The following is a 26,653-nucleotide window of genomic DNA, read 5'->3' on the forward strand; positions in this document are numbered from 1 at the left end:
CATAAGATTTTTTGTTAAGCGATTTATCAAAGTTAATATGACTTTCTTTGATTTTATATTTCTATAGACTATATCCATTTCATAGTCATTCAAAGTTAATCAATCATTAATTTCTTTAGGTTGTTCACGCATTATTTTGCCAGCAGTTTTTTCTTAGGTTTATGGCACTTAGATTTTGACCTAAATGACTTCCTATAGACTTATAAGTAAGTAAAATATCATATGGGATAATAAAACTCATTTCTTTTTTGAATTTGTATAGTGTTGAGGATGCGTAATAAAAGCATCTTTGTTAGATATTTTTTTAAATAAAGAGTTGAAAAATGAGTTTTATTCTTGATCTAGACAAAATCGAAGAAGATGAAAAATTTGATGGTTACTTTGTTTATGAAACATCAAGAAAAGATCTTAAACTTGAAGAAATTGTTTTAGTTTATCGCAAACAATATCAAATTGAAGAAAACCTCAAAACATTGAAATAATCACTAAAAACCTGACCGATATTTATCCGAACTGAGAAAAACATATTCGAGGGCATTTTTTACTAAATTTCATTGCATTAATTGTTTTATTTTACAATATTTGAAATTAATGAATTCTATCATCAACAAGGTTTTATTGAAAAATAACCAATACTAAGTTAATTGATTTTTTTTAAAAGACTGTAATAAGTTAACTAAGTTAAGAAACGCGAAAATAATTGAAGACAGATTTATTAACCCCGCTATTAATAAGAGCAATGAAGAAACTATAATGAAATTTTAGAAATTGTAAAAAATTGTATATAAAAAAACAAAAAGTGTGTTTTGCTTGAAAATAATGGTCAATTTTACACTTTTTATTTTTTGCTCAAAAACTTAAGAAAATCTGAAAAATGAAAAAATGAAATTTTTTTACATTTGAGTTTTCCATTTTTTCCCCTAATACTTTATGTATTAAGGTTTATTTTAATTTTTGTTTTATTCTAGATTTGCATCATTACCACTAACATGTATTACTTCTCTAATAATAGTGGCCTCTTATTGAGTGTTGATTTGCGGATTTTGTATTGTTTGATTGTTTTCTTGTAACAATCGTCCACATATACTACAATATTTTCCATTATTTATATAAATTTTTGCTTTATTAAAATTTGTTTGTTCAGTCATAGCAATAATTAAACCTATTAATCCTAAAAGTGGAAGAAATAACCCGATTATCATTAATATTCTAGCTGCTGATAAACGTGTTTTAACCATAGCTATAAAATAAAATACTAAACCTATAATATTTAATATCAACGCTGTTCCCAAAGGTAAAAAAGGTAAAATATCAAATATTTTTTCATTAGAATTAGATTTTATGTTAACCAAAGCTAAAAGCAAAAACATAACTAACGATATTGCTAAAAAAAGTGCACCTAAAATAGATATTATAAAAGATGCAATTGCTGCATTTTTACCTGTCATAATAAAATCCTTGTATTTTGTAAAAAAGTTTCCATTCCAATTTTTTTGTTTGCTACAAATAGATTGAAAAAATGGAAGAGTCAAACATCAAAAAATGCTTGAATTTTGTTTTGACTCCTATTTAAATAATCAAAAATAGAAAATGAGTCAAAATTATTGTATACTATAAAACACATTAAATAATGGAAAATTATGATAATGATATTAAATTTTTATTTTTTCTATGGTATAATGCTTTTGCAATATATGAAGACAGTAACGGCAAACGCTTAAGCTTAATAAGTTACCGAGTATGCTTGACTATTGATATTGCAAAAACATAATTTAAAATAGGAGGAGAAATGAGCGCATTAAGGGATGCTAAGGTCTTAGTAGTTGATGAAATTTCTAAAAACCTAAATCAGTCTAAGGCTTTATATGTTGCTATGTATAAAACTTTAGATGTTAGTTCGTTGCAAGCAATTCGTAGAGAATTGGCTAAGTATGGCGTTTTAATAAAAGTTTATAAAAATCGTTTAGTTAAACAAGCCTTATTATCGACAGAACACAAAACATTAAATGATTATCTTGTTGGCCAAAATATATTTATTTTTGCTAATGAAGATGACTTAATCACACTAAAAGCATTAGCTAAATTCAAAAAAGAATACCCTGCCTTACAATTGGTCGCTGGTATTTATGAAAACAAAGTTGTTGATGCAAAAAATCTTGAAGAAATTTCAAAACTTCCTTCATATGAAGAATCACTTATGATTCTTGGAAACTCATTGCTTGCACCAATTAGAAATCTTGCAATTGGTCTAAACGAGTTAGTTAAACAAAAGGAAATGTAAAACTTAATAATCAAAATATAAAATAAAATTTTAAGGAGAAAAATATGGCTAAATTAACAAAAGAAGAATTCGTTTCAGCATTGAAAGAAATGAATATTAAAGAAGTTATGGAACTTGTAGAAGGACTAAAAGAAGAATTTGGAATTGATCCTAGTGCTGTTGTTGCTGCCGCTGCTCCAGCTTCTGCTGAAGTTGTTGAAGAAAAAACAACATTTAATGTTACATTAAAATCAGACGGTGGAAATAAACTTGCTGTTATTAAGGCAGTTAAGGATTTACTAGGTTTAGGTTTAATGGATGCTAAGAAATTGGTTGAGTCAGCACCTGCCTTATTAAAAGAAAATGTTAAGAAGGAAGAAGCAGAAGAATTAAAGGCTAAATTAGCTGAAGTTAAGGCTGAAGTAGTTTTAGACTAATAAAGATAACATAAAAAACTGGCTTAAAAAGCCGTTTTTGTGTTTTTTATATAATATAAATAATGCGCATACATGCGTATGTGTAAACTGTTGTAAATACTTTGAGTATATTTTAGTAAATTTAAACAAAAAATGAGGTTAGATATGAACAAAAAACCAGAATATGTTTTAAGAAAATTTGGACCGGTTACCGAACGTAGAGATTATTCAATTAGTCAAAAGAAATTCGATACTCCTGATTTCTTAAAAATGCAAAGAGACTCTGTTGAACAATTTTTAACCAAAGGTGTTGAAGAGGAATTGAGAAACATATATCCAATTGAATCACGCGGAAAAGTAAGAATTGAGTATATTGAAAATTCTGCTACTTTTGAATATCCTAATAAAACTGAATTTGAGTGTATTAAAGAGGCAAAACAAAAAGGTTCTTCATATCAAGGTAAGTTAAAGGCTAAATTAAAGCAAGTTAATGAAGAAACAGGTGAAGTTACACCTGCTGAAGTTGTTTTTGCTGAAATTCCTATTATGACATATGGCGGCTCATTTGTCATTAATGGTTCAGAAAAGGTTATTGTCTCTCAATTAATTCGTTCAACTGGTGCTTACTTTGGAGTTAATGTAAGAAATAAACAGGCTAATGACTTGTTTAATAAAGTTGAAATTATTCCTCAAGTCGGTTCATGAGTTGAAATATACCACAAAACTACTTCATCTAACCCGGACACCGTTAAGGTGCATATCGATAAAAATAAATCATTCTTATTATCTACCTTTTTGAAAGCACTTGGTTTTACTGAAAAAGGTATTAAGAAAATGTTTGGTGATATTCCAGAATTAAATGAAACTTTACGGAAAGATAAAACATTAGGTAATACTGATGAGGAAATTACAAGGGATGCCCAGGAAACAATATATCGCTTAATTAGAAAGGGTGATAGAATGACCGCCGAATCGGCCCGTAATTTAATTCCATCAACTATTTTTAATGAAAAAAGATACAGTTTAACTGAAACTGGTCGTTTTACTTTGAACCGTAAGTTAAATATCGCCGAAAGATTAGTAAACACCTATTTAGCCGAGCATATCATTAATATGGATGGCGAAGTTAAGTATGAAAAAGGTTTGTTAATTACTTGAGAAATAGCAAGAAAGATTGCGGAGGAATTTAGATTAGGCATTCTTCCTTTGTGAAAATTACCTGATGTTGATCCTTCAGTATATGGTAATCAATTGGATATGCCTGGAAATGAAAAACTTGCTTTGCGTTTATCTGTTCCGAGGGTATGAGTTTATCCTACAGAAAATGACATGATAAATGACATTAATAAAGTTCAAGTGCTAGGTAATGATCCTAATTCAACTGAAAACTTTTTACTAATTCCTGATTTAATTGCAACAATATCATACTATTTTAATTTATTGTTTAATATTGGTGTTGATGACGATCCTGACTCATTAGTAAATAAAAGAATTGTTACTATTGGTGAGCTTTTGCAAAATCAATTTAGAATTGGTCTAATTAAATTAGAAAAAAATACTCGTGAAAGAATTTCAACCAAAGAAACATCAAAGATTACGCCAAAGAATGTAACAAATAATAAACCAATATTTAACCAGTTTAAATCATTTTTCAATACATCAAAACTTTCGCAATTTATGGACCAATGTAATCCGTTAGCTGAAATTTCGAACAAACGTCGTATTACCTCGCTGGGGCCAAGAGGTCTAAACCGTGATACCGCCCAATTTGAGGTTCGTGATGTTCACCCTACCCATTATGGAAGAATCTGCCCAATCGAAACTCCTGAGGGGCCGAATATTGGACTTATTCTTAATCTTGCATCATTCGCAGACATTGATAAATACGGATTTATTAAATCGCCATATTTTAAGGTTGAAAACAAAAAGGTAGATTTTTCAAGTCCGCACTATTTAACAGCCATCGAAGAAGCTGGGTATACATTTGCGCAATCAACCGTCAATATTGAAAATGATATAATTGTTGATAAAATGGTAATGGTTCGTCGTGATAATGAATATCTTGAAGTCCCAGCTAATGAAGTTAATTTTGTTGGGGTTTCAAACCGTCAAATGACCTCGATCGCCGCTTCTGCTATTCCCTTTTTAGAAAACGATGACGCTAACCGGGCATTAATGGGTTCTAATATGCAACGTCAAGCTGTACCTGTATTATTCCCTGAAGCTCCATTAGTTGCAACTGGTGTTGAAGCTGATATTGCTAAATATTCTTCAACAAACATTATTGCTAAATATGATGGTGTGGTATCTTATGTTGATGCTAACGTTATCATCATTAAGAGAGATGAAAGTAATAAGAAAGATGAATACCATTTAAGAACTTTCGAGAGATCTAATCAAGGTACTTTAATTCATCAGGTTCCATTAGTTAAGGTAGGTCAAAGTGTTAAAACTGGAGATTTACTGGTTGATGGTCCATCAATGAAAAATGGTGAAATGGCATTAGGCAAGAATGTTTTGGTCGGTTTCACAACATGACATGGTTTTAATTATGAGGATGCTGTTGTTTTATCAGAAAGACTAGTTAAGGATGATGTCTATACTTCGATTCACATTGAAGAACAAACTATTCAATTTAGACATTCAAAAGCCGGTGAAGATATTTTAACAACTGATATTCCTAATGTTTCAAACCACTCAAAGCGTTTCTTAGATGATAATGGTATCGTTAGAGTTGGTTCTGAAGTTTCTGCAGGTGATATTTTGGTTGGTAGAACATCGCCAAAAGGTGAAGAAAACCCAACTCCTGAGGAAAAACTGATGGGAGCTATCTTTGGACAAAAGACTGCTTCAAAAAAGGATACATCACTAAAAGTTAAACATGGTCATAATGGTACAGTTGTTGCTGTTGATGTTTTAAGTCGTGAATTTGGTGATGTTCTAGAAGACGGTATTGAAAAGATTGTTAAAGTTTCAATTGCCCAAAAGAGAAAAATTAAAGTTGGGGACAAGATGGCAGGTCGTCACGGTAATAAAGGCGTTGTTTCCGTTGTTTTACCAGTTGAGGAAATGCCTTATTTAGAAGATGGTACTCCACTGGATATTGTTCTTAACCCTCAAGGTGTTCCATCACGGATGAATATTGGACAAGTTCTAGAATTGCACCTTGGCTTAGCTGCGCAAAAATTAAATACAAAATTTGTTACTCCAACATTTGATGGAATTACTCATAATCAAATTAAAGAAATTCTTGAAGAAGCAAAAATTAATCCATCAGGTAAATCTGTTGTGTATGATGGGCGTACTGGTGAACCATTTGATCAACCAATATCGGTTGGGATAATGTACTATTTAAAACTATATCATATGGTTGATGATAAAATGCATGCTCGTTCAGTTGGACCATATTCATTAATTACGCAACAACCGCTTGGTGGTAAGTCGCAAAATGGTGGGCAAAGATTTGGGGAAATGGAAACATGAGCCATCGAATCATATGGTGCAGCAAATTTATTACAAGAACTATTAACATATAAGTCAGATAATATTAATGGACGTAATCAGCTTTATAACTCGCTTGCAAGAAAAACAAAGTTGCCAAAGCCAGGTATGCCTGAGTCGTTTAATGTTTTGGCATATGAACTAAGAGGTTTGTGCATCAAACTTGAAACTCATGATGATTCACGAGAAGAAAATGAGCTTGAATATGAAAGAATTGATACTAAATATCAACAAGATTGAGATGGGGGAGCAGAATAATGAAAAACAATGCAAAATTCGATTTATTAGATGAATCAAAAATTAGAAAAATTTCTTTATCATTAGCTACTCCTGAGGATGTTGAATCTTGATCGCATGGGGAAGTTACAAAACCAGAAACTATTAACTATAAATCATATAAACCTGAACGTGGTGGTTTGTTTGATGAAATTATTTTTGGACCAATGATAGATTATCGTTGTCCTACTTGTGGTTATAAATATAAGAAAATAAATGAAGGTTCATATTGCACAAGAACTGATTTGTGTCGTAAAGAAAATGTTCAAATCTTGCCTAAAATAGCACGTAGAAATCATATGGGGCATATTAAGTTAAATAGCCCTGTTGTTCATTTTTGGTTTTTTAAGGTTGACCATTCAATTATTTATAAATTATTAGGTTTAAGAATTTCGAGTCAAAATTCATCTGAAACAGTTAGAAGAGAGGAACTTGAAAATCTTATTTATTATAAAAATCATATTGTTGTAGAAGATGGTGGACTTAAATCATTACCTAAAAACTTAATAATCGAAATCAATGATGCTGCTGTTATATATAAAGAAGCATTGGATGAATTATTAACACGTTTTGATCCAAAAAATCCAGATCATAAAGAAGCTTATGATGAAATTTCAGAAACAATTGAGCAATTGGTTGAAAAAGCCACTTCAAAAATCGGTCAAGAATATGGAATTGACTTTTATGAATTAAATGATATCATCCAACATTATTCAGACGCAAAAATTATGACTGGGGCAAGAGCTATTGAGTATCTATTGAAGAATTTAGATCTAGTCGCTGAAAAAGCTTATGTAACAGAGCAAATTAATCAACTCAATTTACAAGAATCTAAAAATCCCGAAAAGTTTGCAACTACTACTAAACAAAATAGGGAAAAATTATATAAGAGATTGCAAGTTATTAACGCGTTTATTGAATCAAAACAATTGCCAACAAATATGCTAATTTACAATTTACCAGTTATTCCGGCTGATCTTAGACCATTAATTCAATTGGATGGTGGTAGACACTCAACAAGTGATATAAATGAGCTATATCGTAGAGTTATTATTAGAAATAATCGTTTACAAGAATGACAAGAAAAAGATGCTCCTGAACTCGTAACGCAAAACGAATTACGTATGGTTCAAGAAGCCGTTGATGCTTTAATTGATAATCAAAGAAGAACCCCTAACCCTGTTTTATCAAAGGACAATCGTCCATTTAAATCTATTTCAGATGCACTAACAGGTAAAAAAGGACGTTTTAGACAGAATTTACTTGGAAAACGTGTAGACTATTCTGGCCGTTCTGTTATTGTTGTTGGACCAAATTTAAAGATGCATCAATGTGGTATTCCAAGAGAGATGGCTGCAAAATTATTTGAGCCATGAATTATTGCTCGTTTAATTGATCAACAGGTTGCAACAACTGTTAAAAATGCTAAGAAAATAATTGAAGATCAAAATCCAATTATTTGACCTCATGTTGCTGAAGCAATTAAAGGAAAATTAGTACTTCTTAACCGTGCTCCTACGCTTCACCGTTTGTCTATTCAAGCATTTGAACCGGTTTTAGTTAGAGGAAAGGCTATAAGATTACACCCTTTAGTATGTACCCCTTTTAATGCCGATTTTGATGGTGACCAAATGGCTGTTCATGTGCCTATTTCGGAACAATCATTATTGGAAAGTCGTGAATTGATGCTTGCCAATAAAAATATTCTAGGCCCTAAGGATGGAGAACCTATTATTAATCCTTCACAAGATATGATTTTGGGTTTATATTATTTAACAATTGAACAAAAAGATGCTAAGGGCGAAGGAAGAGTCTTTGACAATTATGATCACATGATAAGGAACCTTGAGGCTAAAAAAGTTTCTTTACATGCAAGGGTAGCATTACCTGCTGAAGAGGTAAAAAACTCTAAAATATTTAATAAAAATACAATTAATCAACAACTTTATGTTATTTCAACAGTTGGTAAATTTATTTTTAATAATGTGTTTCCAAAAGATTTTCCTTTTATCTTTGATAATAAAGTAATAAAGGCAATTAATTTAGAGGAATATAAGAATGAGTTTAATAAAACATATGTAGTTAAAGCTGGTATAAATATTCCTGAATATATTAAGACCTTACCATTGCTAGATGCCTTTAATAAAAAGAATATTGCCAAGATTATTCGTTACATGTTTGATAACTATGTTGCAACAATAAGCATAGCAGAAGTTGCTAGCGTTATTGATAAAATTAATGATTTGCAAGATTCAGATATTGTTTTAGAATTTCTAAAATTAAAAACCTACAAGGGCCAAAATCTTGAAAGAGAACATGCAGATTTATTGACTGAATTTGTTTTAGAAGAAAAACAAAAATTAAATTTAGAAAATGAAGAGAGATACCGCGGACAAATTCATATTCCATTAAGTGCTAAAGAGAAAGCCAAATTGTTAGACAAGGTTTGATTTAAATATACAAATATTGTTGCTTCTATTCTTGATGATATTAAACAACTTGGCTTTGATTATTCAACTACTTCAGGTATTTCTATTTCCTTCTCAGATATTTTAGAAACTGAAAAGAAGAAAGAATATATCGCTGAAGGTGATGAATATATTGCTAAATTAAAAAACTATTACAAATTAGGTTATATAACTGATGATGATAGATACTCGTTAACTATTAAAAAATGAGCTGAAATCAAAGATAAAATCCAACAAGAATTGCAAACAATCATCAAAGAAAATCCACAAAACCCAGTTATCACTATGATTAACTCAGGTGCTCGTGGAAACATTTCGAACTATGTTCAATTAGCTGGTATGCGTGGATTGATGGCTAACAATACAAAAACCACTAAAGCTGATGCTAAAAATGATAGGGTTGTTCGTTCGACCGTTGAAGTTCCCGTTAAGTCATCATTTATCGAGGGCCTAACCGCATTTGAATTCTATTCGTCAACCCATGGTGCTAGAAAAGGTCTTACTGATACTGCACTTAATACTGCTAAATCAGGTTATTTAACAAGAAGATTGGTTGATGTTGCTCAAAATATTGTGGTTAGAGAAGAAAATTGTGGTTCGGAATATGGATTTTTAGCTAGAAATATCATTGATACTAAAACAAAACAAATTATTGTATCTCTAAAAGAAAGAATAATTGGTCGATTTTCAAATAAGCCAATTTATGATAAAGAAGGTAATTTGATTTGTAGCCGAAACATCTTAATTACTAATAAGATAGCACAAAAAATTATTGATGCTGGTATTGAAGAAGTTGAAATTAGATCGATCCTTGGATGTAACACTCGTAATGGTGTATGTAAAATGTGTTTTGGTAAGGACTTAGCAACAAACCGTGTTGTTAATATTGGTGAAGCAGTAGGTATCATAGCTGCTCAATCAATTGGTGAACCTGGTACACAGCTAACTATGCGTACATTCCATACTGGTGGGGTTGCTGGTGTTGAAGATATTACTGGCGGTTTTACTAGATTAATTGAATTAATTGATGCTCATGAACAACCATGAGGTAGACCAGCAACAATTTCGCCATATCAAGGTATTGTAGTTGATATTGAAAAACTTGAAAAATCTGATAACGATTATGTTGTTTATATCGAAATTCTGAATAATAAAAATCAAATTGAAACTAGATCTATTTTAGTTAATACTAATAAGAAATTAAGAGTTTCTATTGGTGATGATGTTAAAGTCGGCCAAAAGCTTTCAGAAGGCCCAATTATTCTAAAAGAGTTATTAGCACTAACTGATGTTAGAACAGTCCAAAATTACTTACTAAAAGAAATTCAAAGAATTTATCGTATTCAAGGTATTGCTATTAGTGATAAATATATTGAAATTATTATTAGACAAATGATGTCTAAAATTGTTATTAGTGATCCTGGAGATTCAAAATTCTTTGCTGGTGCTATTGTTGATATCTTTGATTATCAAGAAGAAAATTCGTTATTATTATCTCAAAACAAAATTCCAGCATATGGAAGTGTTGTTATTAAAGGTGCTAAACAAGTTCCGCTGTTGTCTGATTCGTTTTTGGCTGCCGCTTCATATCAAGAAACTTCGAAAATTCTTGTTAATGCTGCCATTTCTTCTAGAACAGATAATTTAAGTGGTCTAAAAGAAAATATTATTGTTGGAAAGAAAATCCCTTCAGGAACTGCACTATATTCATTTGAAGAACATTCTAAATACGATATTAAACCATCGATTAAATACTTTACAAATTTCGATGAAAACGAAGAACAAGACGATATTGAATTAGGCGATGAAAATATGATTGATTTAGATACTTTGACGCAAGAATATGATGAAGAAGGTCTTAGCGACAAAGGCTTTGTTAATGACTTTGCTGATGATTTTTATGACAATGAAGATTTTGAGACTGATGATAATGAATCAGAAGAATTTGATGATAATAAAATAGATTACGAATAATTAATTAGAATAAGGACAAGGAATAATTTCCTTGTTTTTTTATTTTGCCGAAATATACGCAAATTTGTGGTAAAATAATCAAGTTACTTATAGAGTAACCATTCTAAACAGGTTTTTAAACTTTTTAAAAGTACCTCAAAGATGTGACAAAATATAAGGAGATTTTAAATGTTTGCAATTATCGAAACAGGTGGTAAACAATTAATCGTTAAAAAAGGCGATTCTATTTATATCGAAAAAATCGATGGAAATGCAGGGGACAAGGTTGTTTTTGATAAAGTTTTAGCAGTCGAAAATAAAATTGGAACTCCATATTTAGAAGCTGCTTCTGTTTTAGGTATCATTGAAAAACAAGGGAAAGCAAAGAAAATTGTTGTTTATAGACACAATGCTAAATCAACTCATAAACGTAAATTAGGTCACCGTCAACCTTATACAAAAGTTCAAATTGCAGAAATTAAGGAGAAATAAGACATGGCACATACGAAATCTGGTGGAACAACCTCGAATAGTAGAGACTCGGCTGGTAGAAGATTAGGAGTTAAGGCTACTGATGGACAATTTGTAACAGCCGGAAGCATTATTTATAGACAAAGAGGAACAAAAATCTTTCCTGGCAATAATGTAGGCAAAGGAAAAGATGATACATTATTTGCTTTAATAGATGGTATTGTAAAATTCGAAAATAGAATTAATAGAAAATTTGCTTCAGTATATCCTATTGTAGAAAAATAATGGCTTTGCTATTATTTTTTTATTATCAATTCCTAAATTATTAGGAAATTATGGTTATAATAATGTTGTTTTATTATTTAACTTATTTTAAGGAGAAAAATGCCTGAAAAAAAATCTATATTAATAGATGGAAATAAAGATAGAATTTTGTTCTGGTTTGAAGATCAAAAAAATCAAAATGAAATTAAATTAATTGATTTTAATAAACTTATTTCAACTATTTTATTTAAAGGTAATTTTAATACAAAGGATTCCCGTGTAATTGACTTTCTAGAGAGAATTAAGAAATCACTTATGGATTATCTACCTATAAAATTTGCCAATTTTATTGTTAACTTCGAAGAAAACGCTATATTTAGCATTTATAAAAAAGTTCCATTAATTTATGCGAATAATGAAGAATTTGAATGAAATAATGACTTCGAAAAATTATATAATGAGATTCTTAAGGACCTAATAAAAGATGGATATTATGTTGAATTCTTGCCTAACATTATTTTATATTTCTCAGACATAGCAGGAATTTTGAAGTTATATATTAAAAAAAGTTATTTTATGAATAATAAAGGAGAAGAAAATGGAAAATAGTAATGCTAAACCAAATAAAAATCCCAAGATAATTTCTATTTTTGGTTATATTGTTGAAGTATCAGGACAATTTCCTTATGAACAAGGACAACAATTTGTTTGCGAAAGAGATGCAAATATTAAATTAATTCTTATTAGTGCTACAAATGATCACGCGTTTTTATTAGCTAATAATGAAAATAAAGAGTTAAAAATTAATGATACAATAATCGCTACCCAAAAGCGTGATGTATTTACTTCAAAACAACATTTTGGAAATGTAGTCGATATTTTTGGCGATGTTGTTTTACCTAAAAAGCTTGCTGTTGAAAAACAAAAAAATGATCCTGAAAGTGCCACATTTAAACTTGCTCATCAATTAATGAGTGTTCAAACATTAAATGAGCAACTATATACAGGATTCACATCAATAGATTTATTAATTCCTATCGGAAAAGGACAACGTGAATTAATTATTGGGGATAGACAAACTGGAAAAACTCACATAGCAATTAATGTTATCTTAAATCAAGCAAAAACCAATACCAAGTGTGTTTATGTTGCAATTGGACAAAAAAGAGAAAGCATATCTAAAATTTATAATACCTTAAAAGAACATGATGCTTTAAAAAATACTATTATTGTTGATGCGCCTGCTACTAGTGCATACGAGCAATATCTAGCTCCGTATGTAGGTATGGCTCATGCTGAAAACATTTCATTAACTGATGATGTTGTTATTATATTTGATGACTTAACAAAGCATGCTAATATTATTCGAGAAATTGCTTTATTAACTGATAAGCCTGTTGGTAAGGAAGCAATGCCCGGCGACATATTTTTTGCTCATTCACAATTATTAGAACGTGCTGGTTCATTTAAAAATAGAAAAACAATTACTGCTTTGCCAATTTTACAAACTATTGATGGCGATATAACTTCATTAATTTCTTCTAATGTTATATCAATTACTGATGGTCAAATTGTAACTAGCGCTGACTTATTTTCTCAAGGTGTTTTACCGGCTATCAATATTAATTTATCAGTTTCAAGAACTGGTTCATCAGTACAAAATAGAATTATGTCAAAAGTAGCTTCAGAAGTAGGCAAAATCTTTAAACAATATAAGAGACATTTAAAACTTGCTGCTCTTGATTATGAATTGAATAAAGAAACTGCAACATTATTGTACAAAGGAAAAATGATTGATAAGATGTTTATCCAAAAAGGATATACATTATATTCGAATAAATTTGTTTTATTGATGTCTAAACTAATTTCATGAACTATATTACATGGAATTAAGGATGAAGAAAAAGCGCTAAGATTTATCGATCTTTTAATTGAAACAAATCAGGAAGCTAAAAATGCTTATAATACTATGCAAACAAGTACAGATTATGATGATAAGATTATGAAAAACTTTTTTGCATATGCTTTAAAACAATATTCAGATTATTTAAATTTAGGATGAGATGTTGAATATGAACATGAGTTTGTTGAATTTAGTAAGGAATATTTAGAATTAGTTGCTAAAAAGTTAGGAGATAAATAATGGGAAAAATAGTTAAATTATGATCTGACATTATTGAAGTTAAATTTAATAAAAAAGAGTTGCCATTAGTTAATCAATTACTAACAACGAATGACGGCAAAACTTATTTATTGGTAAAAAGAATTATTGATGAGGAAACAATTAGAGCTATTATTATCTATTCTTCAAAAGAAATTAACATCAATGATGAAATTATTAATACCAAACAAAGTTTTATGGTTCCAGTTGGTTCAGGTTCCAAAAATAATATCTATTCATTTGAGGGAAAACCGTTACTTGAAAAACGTGGAACAAAACCTATATATATTGAAATGAATTCAATTATTAACAACGATCGCTATCTAGAGAGTAATCTAGAAATAGTTGAAACAGGAATTAAGGCAATTGACTTCTTTATGCCAATTATTAAAGGATATAAATTGGGTATATTTGGTGGTGCCGGCGTTGGTAAAACTGTTTTAATGAAGGAAATTATTTTTAATGTTAATAAAAAATCAACAAAGACTTCAAATATTTTTATTGGTTCCGGAGAAAGATCACGTGAAGCTATTGAATTATTTGATGAGTTAGAATCATCAAATTTAATGAAGAATTCAGTAATGTATATTTCAAAAATGAATGAATCACCAGGGGCTAGAATGTCGATTGTACCAATTGGTATTACAGCTGCCGAATATTTAAGAGATTATGAAAAAGATGATGTCTTATTATTTATTGATAATATTTATCGTTTTATTCAGGCTGAAAATGAGGTTTCTGCTTCATTGGGTAAAAAACCTTCTGTAGGTGGTTATCAATCTACATTAGAATCAGATGTTGCTAATGTTGAAAATAGATTATTTAGAAACAAAAATGGGTCAATAACATCTTTCCAAACTATTTTCTTGCCAATGGATGATTTAAGTGATCCATCAGCTGTTGCAGTATTTAACCACCTTGATGGTAATCTTGTTTTATCGCGTAATCAAACCTCAAAAAATATTTTCCCTGCTTTTGACCCTCTAGCTTCTTCATCACATTCTGTTGATGAAAAAATTATTGGTAAAGCACACTTTGACGCTATCATAGAAACAAAAAGAATTTTAAAAGCATATAAAGACCTTGAAGATGTTATTTTGATTCTAGGATTTGATGAATTAGATGAACAAAGTAAGAATACAGTTAAAAAGGCTCTTCAATTGGAAAATTTCTTTACTCAAAACTTCTTTATGACTGAACACTTTACAAAATCTCCCGGTGTTTATGTTTCGTTGGAAGATACGATAAAATCTGTTCAAAGAATTTTAGATGGTAAATATTTAAAACAAAGTCCTGAAATTTTTGCTTATGTTGGTTCAAATCTAGATATTCCGACTGATGAGGAATTAGGATTATAAAATTACTTGCTTTTGTTGAACATAGATAAAAAATCCAGTCACATTTGTGCTTGGATTTTTTAATTAGTTGCTAATAGGAAATAGCTAAAAGAAAAAAAAGAAGAAGAAATAAGAGGCTTGAGTTCTTTGTTTATTGATTATGTAAAAAAAGAAATTGTAATAGAGATACGCCAAATATTGTAGTTTCATATATTGAAACATCAAAAAATTAAATTATATTTATTTATCAGTTGTAATTCATCACAAAACAAATAAAATTCTCAATTAAAATTTATTTTCAGTAAATGATCTAAATTTAGTTATTAAACATATGTTAAAAAAATGGCTTTTTATAACTAAAAACTATTGTAGAAAATTATAATAAATTGATATAACAAAAAAGATTACAGTTGTCATTAAATCAAGAAACTCGACATACGTTTTTTGGAGAAATTAACAATAAAATGTGTTTTTAAAAAAATGACTATGTTTATTGTAGGGCATTTTTTGTTTTTATGTATGATTAGCTATTAACCCCTTTACTTCTTAATAAATTGATGTAAAATATTATTACTATATTTTTTGCAAAAATATATTATGGAGGAATATGAATAGTAATTTTGATAAAAAAGAATATTTTGAATTAATGGATAAGTGATTTAGAGCAGCTAATTATTTAAGTGTTGCTCAAATCTATTTAAGAAACAATCCATTATTAAAAAAAGAATTAACAAAAGATGATATTAAATTATATCCTATTGGTCACTGAGGAACAATTCCTGGACAAAATTTTATTTATACTCATTTAAACCGTGTTATTAATAAATATGATTTAAATATGTTTTATATAGAGGGTCCTGGACATGGTGGCCAAGTCATGATATCTAACTCATATTTGGATGGTTCTTATTCAGAAATTTATCCCCAAATTTCACAGGATGAAAAAGGGATACAACGAATGTGCAAGCGTTTTTCATTTCCTGGTGGAACAGCAAGTCACGCCGCTCCTGAAACACCTGGATCAATTCATGAAGGTGGAGAGTTAGGTTATTCATTATCGCATGCAACAGGAGCAATATTGGATAATCCTGGTGTGATTGCGGCTGCGGTTATAGGCGATGGTGAGGCTGAAACTGGGCCTCTTTGTGCTGGATGATTTTCAAATTCGTTTATTAATCCAGTGAATGATGGTGTTGTTCTTCCTATAGTTCATCTAAATGGTGGGAAAATTTCTAATCCAACTCTTTTAGCAAGAAAACCAAAAAAGGAAATTGAACAATATTTTTTAGGTTTAGGTTGAAAGCCATATTTCTTTGAATGAAGTGGTAATAAAACTAGTGTTGAAATTCATCAAGAAATGGCTAAAATCATGGATCAAGCTATTGAAGATATTCTAAATATTAAGGCTAAGGCAGAATTAGTCGGGCCGAATAGTGCAACAAGACCATTATGGCCTATGCTAGTTGTTAGAACCCCGAAAGGTTGGACATGTCCAAAAGATTGAGATGGACAAGCAATTGAAGGCAGTTTTAGAGCACATCAAGTGCCCTTGCCTGTTAGTGCTTTTAATGTTACTCACATTAAAGAGTTAGAAAAGTGACTAAAATCATATAAACCTGAAGAACTTTTTGATGAAAACGGAACTATTCTAGCGGAAATTAAAAACCTGGCTCCAAAAGGTAAGCAAAGAATGGCAACAAATCCAATAACAAACGGAGGAATCAATTCACGCTATCTAGATTTATCTCCATGAGAAAAATTTGCTACTAATGTTGAATATCCTGGTAAAAATAAAGGGCAGGATATGGTTGAGCTAGGAAAATATATGGCTGATGTTGTAACAAAAAATCCTGATAATTTTAGGGTCTTTGGTCCTGATGAAACTAAATCAAATAGATTATTTGAACTTTTTAGAGTTACTAAGCGTCAATGGTTAGAGGAATATTCGGACAAATATGATGAATTTGTTGGTCCTGTTGGTAGAATTATTGATTCACAATTAAGTGAGCACCAGGCTGAAGGCTTTTTAGAAGGTTATGTTTTGACTGGACGCCATGGTTTTTTTGCTTCATATGAATCATTTTTACGGGTTATCGATTCAATGTTAACTCAGCATATGAAGTGATTAAAGAAGTCTTTAGAATTGAAATGAAGAAATGATTATCCATCTCTAAATATTATTGCAACTTCAACAGCATTTCAACAAGATCATAATGGTTATACGCACCAAGATCCTGGCCTTTTAGGCCATCTTGCCGACAAACGTCCTGAATTAATAAGAGAATATTTGCCCGCAGATTCTAATACACTTTTGGCTGTTATGGAAAAATCATTAACTGAAAGAAATGTTATTAATCTAATTGTTGCTTCTAAGCAACCGCGAGAACAATTTTTCAATATCGATGAAGCAAAAGAACTTGTTGAAAAAGGCTATAAGGTTATTGATTGAGCTTCAAATGTTAAGGAAACAGAAACGCCTGATATTGTCTTTGCATCATCTGGTGTTGAACCGAACCTAGAAACACTAGCAGCAATTTCTATTGTTCATAGTCATTTTCCTAAGCTTAAAATCAAGTATATTAATGTTGTTGATTTATTAAAATTAAGAAATCCTAAGATCGATCCACGTGGAATTAGTGACGAGGAATTTGATAAGGCATTTACAAGAGATAAACTAGTTGTGTTTTCTTTCCACGGATTTGAAGGTTTAATAAGAGATATATTCTTTGATCGAACAAATCACAATTTAATTATTCATGGTTATCGTGAAAATGGCGATATAACAACTAGTTTTGATATCAGACAATTAAGCGAAATGGATAGATATCACATTGCTAAAGATGCAATAGAGAAATTATATGGTTCTAAGGAACAAAATTTTATCGATTTAATGAATAAAAAAATACAAGAACATAATGAATATATTCATGAATTTGGCTACGATATGCCAGAAGTTGTTGAGTGAAAATGAAAAAATATTAATGAGTAAAAATAACGCTTTTATGTTATAATTTTTGCTAGTTAATTAACTTCAATAAATAATATATAAGGAGCATATTCTATGAAAAAGGAAATTCATCCAAAATATTCTGAAATTCATGCAACATGTTCATCGTGTAGCACAGATTTTATTTTTGGTTCAACCGCTGAAAAAGTATCTTTAGATGTTTGCTCTAATTGTCATGCATTCTACACCGGAAATCGTACAGACGTTAAGGCACGTGGTCGTGTAGAAAGATTTAACAAGATATTAGAAAAATCAAAAAAATAAGTACTTATTTCAAAAAAAGAAGATTAATAATAAAAAACTAGGAAAGTTTCCTAGTTTTTTATTTATAAGCAGTAATGAAAGCCAACATTGAAGCCAATGTTATTATCAGTATCTTCCCATTTTGCATTGAAATCTTTAGTTTTAATTTCGCCCTTTGAAGAATTTACTGATCTTATTAGACCTACGGTAGAGCTTATTGCTGAGGTGATTATTGGAATTGCTCCTAATATAGAAGTAATTAAGGCTGATATAGCAAATCCGCCAGCAATTTCATCACATTCTTTTTCACTTAATTTTTTCATTTTTCCTCCCTATAAATTTTTAATTTATAAACCTGGAAATATAACAAATATATGAAAAAAGAGCGAAAAAAATAAGGTTTAGTTAAACATTATTTTCGTCTTTTGTTAGTTTGTTCTTTTTATAATGTTTTATTCAATGTATGGTTACAATCGATAAAACCACACTTATTGCTCCTAAAACTAATCAAATATCAGCAAAATTTAAAACACCCTGGTTTGCTCACGGAAAATTCATAATATCTCTTACGCCACCGAATATAAATCTATCAATCATATTACCCATAGATCCAGCACTTACTAAACCAAGAAAAATAGTTATGCATATTGAATGTTTTTCTCTAACAAAAGTTACGCCTCATAGTGAACCTAGAATAATGGCAAAACTAAATGTGTGCAAGACTGGCAAATTGCTTTCAAAAAAACCTAACGTAGTGCCAGCGTGAAAAACTGATTTAAAGATTATAAATTTGTTGCCGATTTCATAGTCTAGATCTGGAGATAAAATGCTTTTATCTTTTCATCTAAAAATATATTCCTTTGTAAGTTGGTCTATTAATAAGAAAATAAATAATGCTCCCAAAAAAATTGCTATGTTAACAAGAATGAATTTTCAATTTGTTTTTCAATATTCTTTTGAAAAGTATTTTTCCTTTTTATTTTCTTGCATCAATAACCTCCTCGCATCTAAAGCAAATTTCATTTTTAAAACTAAATTGATCTTTTTCAAAGTGATTTCAACATCTTAGGCATTTATATGATTCGCGTTTTTCAACCTTCATTTCGTTTCCGATGGTTAATTTAGCAATCATTAGTAATTTAGCTAGTGGTAATGATTTTATGAATTCTGATTTAGTTGTAATAGTTACAAATGCCTCGTTTTGTCTCTTAATTTCTTGCAATTTAATCTTTTCTTCAATTAATCTATAAACTTCGTCTTTTAGATCAAAAAATTCTTGTCATTTATCGCTTAGCTTTGTTGAAAAAGTTTTATTTAGATTTCATTTTAATAAGTGTACAGATTCTTGCTTATTAGGTTCGTTATAATATTGATATACTTCCTCCATAGTTGTTGGAAGTATAGGAGCAAGTATTTGCAATAAAGTTTTAATGGTTTTGGCAAAAACGGTTTGAACTTGTCTTCTTTCATAGTTATCTTGTTTATTTAGATATAAAATATCTTTTGTAATTGTGATGTAGTAAGAACTTAAATCAATGATAAAATTATTTACTTCTTTAATAACATTTACAAATTTATAATTTTCATAAAAGGATAGAATTTTAGCTTCCAAGTTATTTATTTTTTCAAACATTAATGCATGAATAGATTCAAGACTAACATAATTAAAATCAAAGTCAAATAGTGCTCCTAGCATAAATTTGATTGTATTTCTTAATTTACGATAAATTTCGACATTTTGTTCCAAAATCTTATTATCAATTGTAATATCGGCCGTGTATTCAGAGTTTGCAGCTCATAATCTTAAAATATCTGAACCATATTTTTTTACTATTTCTAGCGGGTCAACTGTATTTCCTAATGATTTAGACATCTTGCGCCCCTTGCCATCGAGAGTAAAACCATGTGATAGAAATGACTTAAAGGGACTTTTATTTCTTCAAGCAACCGAATTTATCATTGAGCTATTAAATCAACCGCGATATTGGTCTGAACCTTCAAGATATAAGTCAAATGGCGCCTCAATAGCAGCTGGTTTAACGCCTAGTGAAGTTGATCCTGAATCAAATCAAACATCCATAATATCATTTTCCTTAGTGTATCCAAGTTTTTGATATTTTTCAGGTAATAATTCGTCCGCTGTTTTTTCATATCATATGTTTGAGCCATGTTTTTCTATAAGATTTATGACATAGTCTAATATTTCTTCTTCCAATATTGGATTTTTGTTTTTGTCATAAAAAACAATAATAGGAACACCTCAACTTCGTTGTCTTGAAATACATCAAGTATCGCGATTTTCAAGCATTAATTCAAGGCGGTTTTTTGATCACTCGTTATATGTTTTAACATTATTTATTTCATTTAGAATTTTATCTTTAATCTTTTTAACGGATACAAATCACTGAGGAGTGGCGCGATACATAATTGGAAGATGGGTTCTTCAATCATGAGGATATGAGTGTTTTATCTTTTTGAATCCAAGCAACAAATTATTTTCCTCTAAGAAATTACCAATTAATGGATTAGCATCATCATAGAAAATGTTCTTAAATTGAAGTGCTTTTTCGTTTAATGTCCCATCATCATTGACGTGCATAATTTTTTCAAGGTTGTTTTTATTTCCAATAATAAAATCATCTTCGCCAAATAAAGGCGCCATATGGACTAATCCTGACCCATTTTCAAGTGTAACATGGTGTCCCTCAACGACTGGACAAATTAGTTTATTAATTGGACTTTCGTATTTTATTCCTAATAAGTCTTTACCTTTGAAACTGCTTCCAATAATTTCATATTTTTCTCATTTACATTGTTGAGCAACTGATTCAACTAGGCCTTCGGCTAAAATGTAAGTAATATTATTAACTTTTATTTTGATGTATTCAAATTCTGAATTGATAGCTACACCTGAATTTGCAATTAATGTTCACGGAGTAGTTGTTCATATAATTAGTTTTTCATCCTTACAAACAATATTATTGCCTTCTGTAATCTTAAAGGCAACAAATATTGATGGTGAAATATGGTCTGCGTATTCAACTTCAGCCTCTGCTAGGGCAGATTGTGAAGAAGGCGATCAATATATTGGTTTTAGGTCCTTGTATATCAAACCATCAAATAGCATTTTTTTAAAAAGTCTTAATTGTTGTGCTTCAAATCTTTTATCTAAAGTAACATAAATTTCTTTAAAATCAGTTAGCAATGAAAGCTTTTTAAATTGTTCCATTTGTTTTGCAACCTGACTTAGGGCATACTCTTCACATGCTCTTCTTAGTTCCACAACTGAAAAATCTTTTGCAGTCATTTTTCGCTCTACTAACATTTTGTGTTCAATAGGAAGCCCGTGAGTATCTCAGCCGGGTGTAAATGGAGCATAAAAGCCTTGCATATTTTTGAATCGTACAATTATGTCCTTAAGGATTTTATTTAACGCATGACCAACATGAATATTCCCATTCCCATATGGAGGTCCATCATGCAAAACAAATGTTTTATTCCCTTTGTTGGAAGCTAAAATTTTTTGATATAGTTGTTCATCTTCTCATTTTTTTTGGAAGATAATTTCCTTATCAGCAAGATTTGCTTTCATTGAGAATTCTGTTTGTGGCATTAATAATGTGTCTTTATAATCTTTACTTTCTTCAGCCATATTTTTTCCTTTATTGTTTTGTTGTATTACAGTTAAAAATAATATATTAAATTTTACAATAATTTATGTAAAAACAGTGCTAATGTTTTTTGCAAGAAATTAAACAACATTATATTTGTAAAAAAAGATATTAATGTAAAATTAATAACATGTATAACCATAAACTAATAGAAAAAAAATGACAAGATTTTTGAGAACAAAATAGATCATTTAAGACAACAAAAAAAAGCAATAAAAAGGCCTATATTCTTGATATGTTCCCATATCCTTCGGGGTCTGGTTTACATGTTGGACATCTTGAAGGCTATACTGCAACAGATATAATTTCACGTTACAAAAGATTAAACGGATTTGATGTATTGCATCCAATTGGCTGAGATGCTTTTGGGTTACCTGCTGAGCAATATGCAATTAAGACTGGAAACCACCCAGCCCCCTTCACAATAAAAAATATTAATAACTTTCGTAGACAATTAAAACTAATGGGATTTTCATATGATTATGATAAAGAAATTAACACTACTGATCCCAAGTTTTATATCTGAACTCAATGAATTTTTAAGGAATTATATAAGCATGGACTTGCTTCAATTGAGGAAATTGACGTTAATTGATGCGAAGGATTGGGCACAGTATTGGCCAACGAAGAAATTATTGAAATTAACGGGCAAAAAGTTTCGGAGCGCGGTAATTTTCCTGTCGTCAAGAAGCCGATGAAGCAATGAGTCCTAAAGATCACTAAATATGCTGATAAACTCCTAGAGGGATTGACTAGCCTTGATTGACCCGAAAGTTTAAAATTATTACAAAAAAATTGAATCGGAAAATCACAAGGTCATATTGTTAGATGAAATCTTAAAAATTCAAAGAAAAATATTGCAACCTTCACAACCAGATTAGATACTATCTATGGTGTTTCATCGATTATTATTAGTCCTGAGCATCCATTGCTTTTAGAAATTTGTACAGATGAATATAAGAAATTAATTATCGATTATATAAATATAACAAAGACAAAAAGCGATCTTGAAAGAACACAACTTAATAAAGACAAGACAGGTTTGTTCACTGGTGCATATGTTAGTCATCCCCTAACAAATGAAAATATTCCGGTTTGAGTTTCTGACTATGTTTTAATGAGTTATGGCGAAGGGGCAATAATGTCTGTTCCTGCTCATGATGCCAGGGATTATGAGTTTGCAAGAAAATATAATCTAACTATTAAACAAGTATTAGAAGCGGAGAAGTTACCGTTTGTTGACGATTCTAAACATATTAATTCTGATATCGCAAACGGCCTTAAAAAAGCACAAGCAACAGAAGTTATTTATCATAAGTTAAATGCGATGGGCGTCGTTGATAATAAAACTAATTTTAAATTGAGAGATTGAGTATTTTCACGTCAACGATATTGGGGCGAACCGTTTCCGGTTTTATTTGATGAAAATAATAAAATTTATTTAGTTGATAATTTAGTAAAACTTCCTGAGGTTAATAATATTAAAGCATCAGGCTCAACAGAAGGACCGCTTGCCAACATTAAGGATTGATTATATGTTGAAGTTGATAATAAGATATATCGACATGATACTAATGTAATGCCCCAATGAGCGGGGTCTAGTTGATATTTCCTGGCCTATATTTTAAAAAATGATGACGGAACATATTTGCCGCTTGATAGTCAAGAAGCAAAGGAAAGATTTAATCAATGGTTGCCAGTGGATTTATACATTGGCGGCCAAGAGCATGCCGTATTACACTTATTATATGCTAGATTTTGACATAGATTTTTATATGATTTAGGCATTGTCAATACCAAGGAACCATTTCAAAAGTTAATAAACCAAGGTTTAATTTTAGGACCAGATGGACAAAAAATGTCAAAATCTCTTGGCAATGTCATCAATCCTGATGGTCTAGTTGAATCGCATGGTGCTGATGCCCTAAGGTTATATGAGATGTTTATGGGCCCCTTAACTGAGTCAAAGTCATGAAATACAGATTCTCTCAACGGAATTAGAAAATGACTCGATAGAATTTATCTTATTGTTGATAAATTAAGAAAAAACATTGATATAACTGATGAAAATCAGGAACTTGATAGTAATATTAATCAACTTATTTTGGATATTAGTGAAAATATTGAAAAATATAAGTTTAATATAGCAATAAGCAAGTTTATGGTCTTTATTAATTTTCTTGCGAATATTGAAAAAATTAATTCATTAGAAATTATTAAAAACTTTGCTATTTTATTTTCACCCTTTGCTCCTCATATAGCAGAAGAATTTTTGGAAATGATTGGTGAAAAATCGATATTTTACCAAAATTGGCCAATTGCCAAAACTAATTTAATTATTGAAAAAAATCCGCAAATTGGTGTACAAATTAACGGAAAGTTGCGTGGTCAGTTAGAAATTCGACCAATTTGGAACAATGATGAAATTGTTATGCAGGCAATGCAGCTTGATTCAATTAAAAAATGATTAAAAGACAAGCAAGTGATTAAAGTTATTTATATTGAAAATAAAATATTGAACATTCTAATTAAATAAAGAAATTTAGATAATAACTAAAATAAGAATACATTAGGCAAAATAAAATAATTAGACTCAAGTCACAAATAATGATTTGAGTTTTTTATTATTTTATTTAGTGTATCAATTATTATAAATGCCTCTAGTGAAACAAAAAATAAGTATAATCAAGGCGATAACATATATTATTAAAGTATATATTTTTTAAAAATGAAATATCGGTTAAAAAATTCTTAAATATTAATATATAAACTATTTATTTTATGTTTAATTTAAGCTTAATTTGTGACTTTCATTTTTTTATTAATATGTATTAATGAATTATTTATGTTTTTATTTGCATTAGTTTATGACAGTATAAAACTTTAGTTTTTTTTAAGCCTAAAATTAGAAATATTATACAAAATTAAGTGATGAAAAAAAGTGTATAGTAAGTTAAATTAGCCATAAATTTTTAATTTAAAATATGATTTTTCTTTAAAAAAAGCGCTATTTTTTTTTTTTTTTGGTTGGTCATATAATTATAAAAAATACTAAATTGAAAGGAAAAAAATGAAAAAAAGCAAATTACTTTTTTTAGGATTTTTGCCTGTTTTGGCAACACCAATTATTGCTCTATCATGTGCAAATCCCGCTAAACCAGAAGAACCAAAAAAACCAATTGAACCAAGCAAGCCAGAAAAACCAGCTGAACCAAAGAAACCAGAAACTCCAAATGAAGATAAAAATCAAGAGTTTGGCAATAATACCAAAATTGTTTATGAAGATTTAAAGAAACATCATTCAAAAAAAGTCCTTACAGATTTAATAAAACAAAATAAACCAATTACGGATCTATTAATTAAAAATGCAATTAATCTAGACTCAGTTGATTCAATTAACACTAACAATAATCTTATAAATAATATAAAAAATGAAGCACCAAAAATTGAAATTGATCTTAGTGACCCAACTAATGAAGAAATTAAGAATGTAATTGATAATTTTTATTACAAGAATTTATATAAACATTATGATAGATCAAAAGAAGGCAAGCAAGGTTTTGATTTTTTATTAAACAATGATAAAGGAATAGTTTTGTTTCCAAATGAACCAGAACACAATGTTCCTTGAGATGAAGATGATGAACCTTTTATAATAACAAGTGATCAAAAAATAAATGCATTATTCGAAGTTTTTAGTGGTAAAAAATTGCCATTTACTCAGGAAGAAAAAGATACTTCATTAAGAGATTTAAAGAAGGATACAAAAAATCATAAAGAATTAGAAGATGAAATAAGTGCTAAATTTAGTGGTTTTGTTGAATCTGAAATTAAGAAGGTTAAAAATTTTTTTGAAGATGTTTTGGAAATTCAAATAGAAGAAATTGAAGATCAAATTTATGATTATTTCAATATGATAAATGGTCCAATTAACGACACAACAACTCTTTGAAATGTTGAGCAACGAGCTAATTTAGTTAAAGAGTATATCAAACAAGTTCAAACTTTAGAAAAAACATATTCACAATATAAAAATTTTGGAAATACATTTACTACCCCTGATGGAAAAGCAATAAAGGAATCTGATTTATCTAATATTGGTATTACTTATCCTAAGGAAGAACTTATTAAATATCGTGAACAAGCCTTTAAAGTATTGCGAGAAAAAATTCAATTTAAGGTATATATATCAAATCCATATGAACCGTTTTATATTAGCCCATATAATGCCGTTGAAAAAATGCACAATTTTATCAATAAGATAATTGATGAACAGCAAAAAAAGGCTAAAAAAGCTAAAAGAAGATTCAAAAACTATTGATTTCAACTAAAAATCCATCCTAAAAAAGTAAATATTTAAAATAAAAAAATTTAATAAAGGTGTTAAACTCACCTTTTTTATTTTTTAAAATCGCAACTATAAACCTTTTTAATGAAGGTTATTTATTTGCTAAAAATAAATACATGTATGAATTTATAGACATAATTGTTAATTTATTAGTTAAAATATTTCATATATTCAATGGTTATTAAAGAATTTTTAACCTTTTTATCAATATATATATATATATATATATATAATTATCATATAAGATCCACCCGTAAATAAACTTATGGTTTAAAAT

The 26,653-nt window shown here is 29.5% G+C and carries 18 protein-coding genes; 14 read left to right on the plus strand and 4 right to left on the minus strand.

Features of this window, described 5'->3' with window-relative positions; all coding sequences use genetic code 4:
• Nucleotides 1–323: 323 nt before the first annotated feature.
• The gene (locus tag ACWXVJ_RS02750; protein WP_444704774.1) at nt 324–482 is read left to right on the plus strand and encodes a hypothetical protein; all 159 of its coding nucleotides are present in this window, start codon (nt 324–326) and stop codon (nt 480–482) included.
• Between the two features lie 537 nt (nt 483–1,019).
• Here the strand turns inward: ACWXVJ_RS02750 and ACWXVJ_RS02755 are convergent.
• Entirely contained in the window at nt 1,020–1,448 is a 429-nt protein-coding gene (locus ACWXVJ_RS02755) for a hypothetical protein (RefSeq protein WP_455966472.1), read from the minus strand.
• 341 nt (nt 1,449–1,789) lie between these two features.
• Here ACWXVJ_RS02755 and rplJ point away from each other — a divergent pair, with 341 nt between their 5' ends.
• The 11 genes from rplJ (at nt 1,790) to rpmE (ending at nt 18,378) form a co-directional block, all read left to right on the plus strand.
• Entirely contained in the window at nt 1,790–2,281 is a 492-nt protein-coding gene (gene rplJ, locus ACWXVJ_RS02760) for a 50S ribosomal protein L10 (protein ID WP_438340307.1), read from the plus strand.
• Nucleotides 2,282–2,325: 44 nt separating this feature from the next.
• Nucleotides 2,326–2,697 carry a 50S ribosomal protein L7/L12 gene (gene rplL / locus ACWXVJ_RS02765; RefSeq protein ID WP_438340306.1) on the plus strand — a complete coding sequence of 124 codons (372 nt, stop codon included), beginning with the start codon at nt 2,326–2,328 and terminating at the stop codon, nt 2,695–2,697.
• A 144-nt stretch (nt 2,698–2,841) separates the two neighbouring features.
• The gene (gene rpoB, locus ACWXVJ_RS02770; protein ID WP_438340305.1) at nt 2,842–6,435 is read left to right on the plus strand and encodes a DNA-directed RNA polymerase subunit beta; all 3,594 of its coding nucleotides are present in this window, start codon (nt 2,842–2,844) and stop codon (nt 6,433–6,435) included.
• Complete coding sequence (locus tag ACWXVJ_RS02775; RefSeq protein ID WP_455966473.1) at nt 6,435–10,895, plus strand: DNA-directed RNA polymerase subunit beta'; 4,461 nt, start codon at nt 6,435–6,437, stop codon at nt 10,893–10,895. The genes rpoB and ACWXVJ_RS02775 overlap by 1 nt, the downstream gene beginning before the upstream one ends.
• A gap of 168 nt (nt 10,896–11,063) precedes the next feature.
• Nucleotides 11,064–11,366, plus strand: coding sequence for a 50S ribosomal protein L21 (rplU, locus tag ACWXVJ_RS02780; RefSeq protein WP_438340303.1), 303 nt, complete (start codon nt 11,064–11,066; stop codon nt 11,364–11,366).
• Nucleotides 11,367–11,369: 3 nt separating this feature from the next.
• Nucleotides 11,370–11,630 carry a 50S ribosomal protein L27 gene (rpmA, locus tag ACWXVJ_RS02785; RefSeq protein WP_438340302.1) on the plus strand — a complete coding sequence of 87 codons (261 nt, stop codon included), beginning with the start codon at nt 11,370–11,372 and terminating at the stop codon, nt 11,628–11,630.
• Between the two features lie 99 nt (nt 11,631–11,729).
• The gene (locus ACWXVJ_RS02790; RefSeq protein ID WP_455966474.1) at nt 11,730–12,218 is read left to right on the plus strand and encodes an MSC_0623 family F1-like ATPase-associated protein; all 489 of its coding nucleotides are present in this window, start codon (nt 11,730–11,732) and stop codon (nt 12,216–12,218) included.
• On the plus strand, nt 12,208–13,752 hold the full coding sequence (locus ACWXVJ_RS02795; protein WP_455966475.1) for an MSC_0619 family F1-like ATPase alpha subunit: 1,545 nt from the start codon (nt 12,208–12,210) through the stop codon (nt 13,750–13,752). The genes ACWXVJ_RS02790 and ACWXVJ_RS02795 overlap by 11 nt, the downstream gene beginning before the upstream one ends.
• Nucleotides 13,752–15,128: an MSC_0618 family F1-like ATPase beta subunit gene (locus tag ACWXVJ_RS02800; RefSeq protein WP_444704770.1), complete on the plus strand. Its 1,377-nt coding sequence runs from the start codon at nt 13,752–13,754 to the stop codon at nt 15,126–15,128. Before ACWXVJ_RS02795 ends, ACWXVJ_RS02800 begins: the two co-directional genes overlap by 1 nt.
• A gap of 586 nt (nt 15,129–15,714) precedes the next feature.
• On the plus strand, nt 15,715–18,096 hold the full coding sequence (locus ACWXVJ_RS02805) for a phosphoketolase family protein (protein ID WP_455966476.1): 2,382 nt from the start codon (nt 15,715–15,717) through the stop codon (nt 18,094–18,096).
• Nucleotides 18,097–18,168: 72 nt separating this feature from the next.
• Nucleotides 18,169–18,378, plus strand: coding sequence for a 50S ribosomal protein L31 (rpmE, locus tag ACWXVJ_RS02810; RefSeq protein WP_438340297.1), 210 nt, complete (start codon nt 18,169–18,171; stop codon nt 18,376–18,378).
• A gap of 62 nt (nt 18,379–18,440) precedes the next feature.
• Here the strand turns inward: rpmE and ACWXVJ_RS02815 are convergent, their stop codons facing one another.
• The 3 genes from ACWXVJ_RS02815 to ileS form a co-directional block, all read right to left on the minus strand.
• On the minus strand, nt 18,441–18,680 hold the full coding sequence (locus ACWXVJ_RS02815; RefSeq protein ID WP_444704768.1) for a hypothetical protein: 240 nt from the start codon (nt 18,678–18,680) through the stop codon (nt 18,441–18,443).
• Between the two features lie 82 nt (nt 18,681–18,762).
• Entirely contained in the window at nt 18,763–19,347 is a 585-nt protein-coding gene (locus tag ACWXVJ_RS02820) for a signal peptidase II (RefSeq protein WP_455966477.1), read from the minus strand.
• The gene (gene ileS / locus ACWXVJ_RS02825; RefSeq protein ID WP_455966478.1) at nt 19,334–22,009 is read right to left on the minus strand and encodes an isoleucine--tRNA ligase; all 2,676 of its coding nucleotides are present in this window, start codon (nt 22,007–22,009) and stop codon (nt 19,334–19,336) included. The genes ACWXVJ_RS02820 and ileS overlap by 14 nt, the downstream gene beginning before the upstream one ends.
• A 149-nt stretch (nt 22,010–22,158) precedes the next feature.
• Here ileS and leuS point away from each other — a divergent pair, with 149 nt between their 5' ends.
• Nucleotides 22,159–24,564: a leucine--tRNA ligase gene (leuS, locus tag ACWXVJ_RS02830; protein WP_455966479.1), complete on the plus strand. Its 2,406-nt coding sequence runs from the start codon at nt 22,159–22,161 to the stop codon at nt 24,562–24,564.
• 534 nt (nt 24,565–25,098) lie between these two features.
• Nucleotides 25,099–26,388, plus strand: a complete 1,290-nt coding sequence (locus tag ACWXVJ_RS02835) for a hypothetical protein (RefSeq protein ID WP_455966480.1) — start codon at nt 25,099–25,101, stop codon at nt 26,386–26,388.
• Nucleotides 26,389–26,653 lie beyond the last annotated feature (265 nt).

Source organism: Mycoplasma sp. 773, assembly GCF_053851515.1.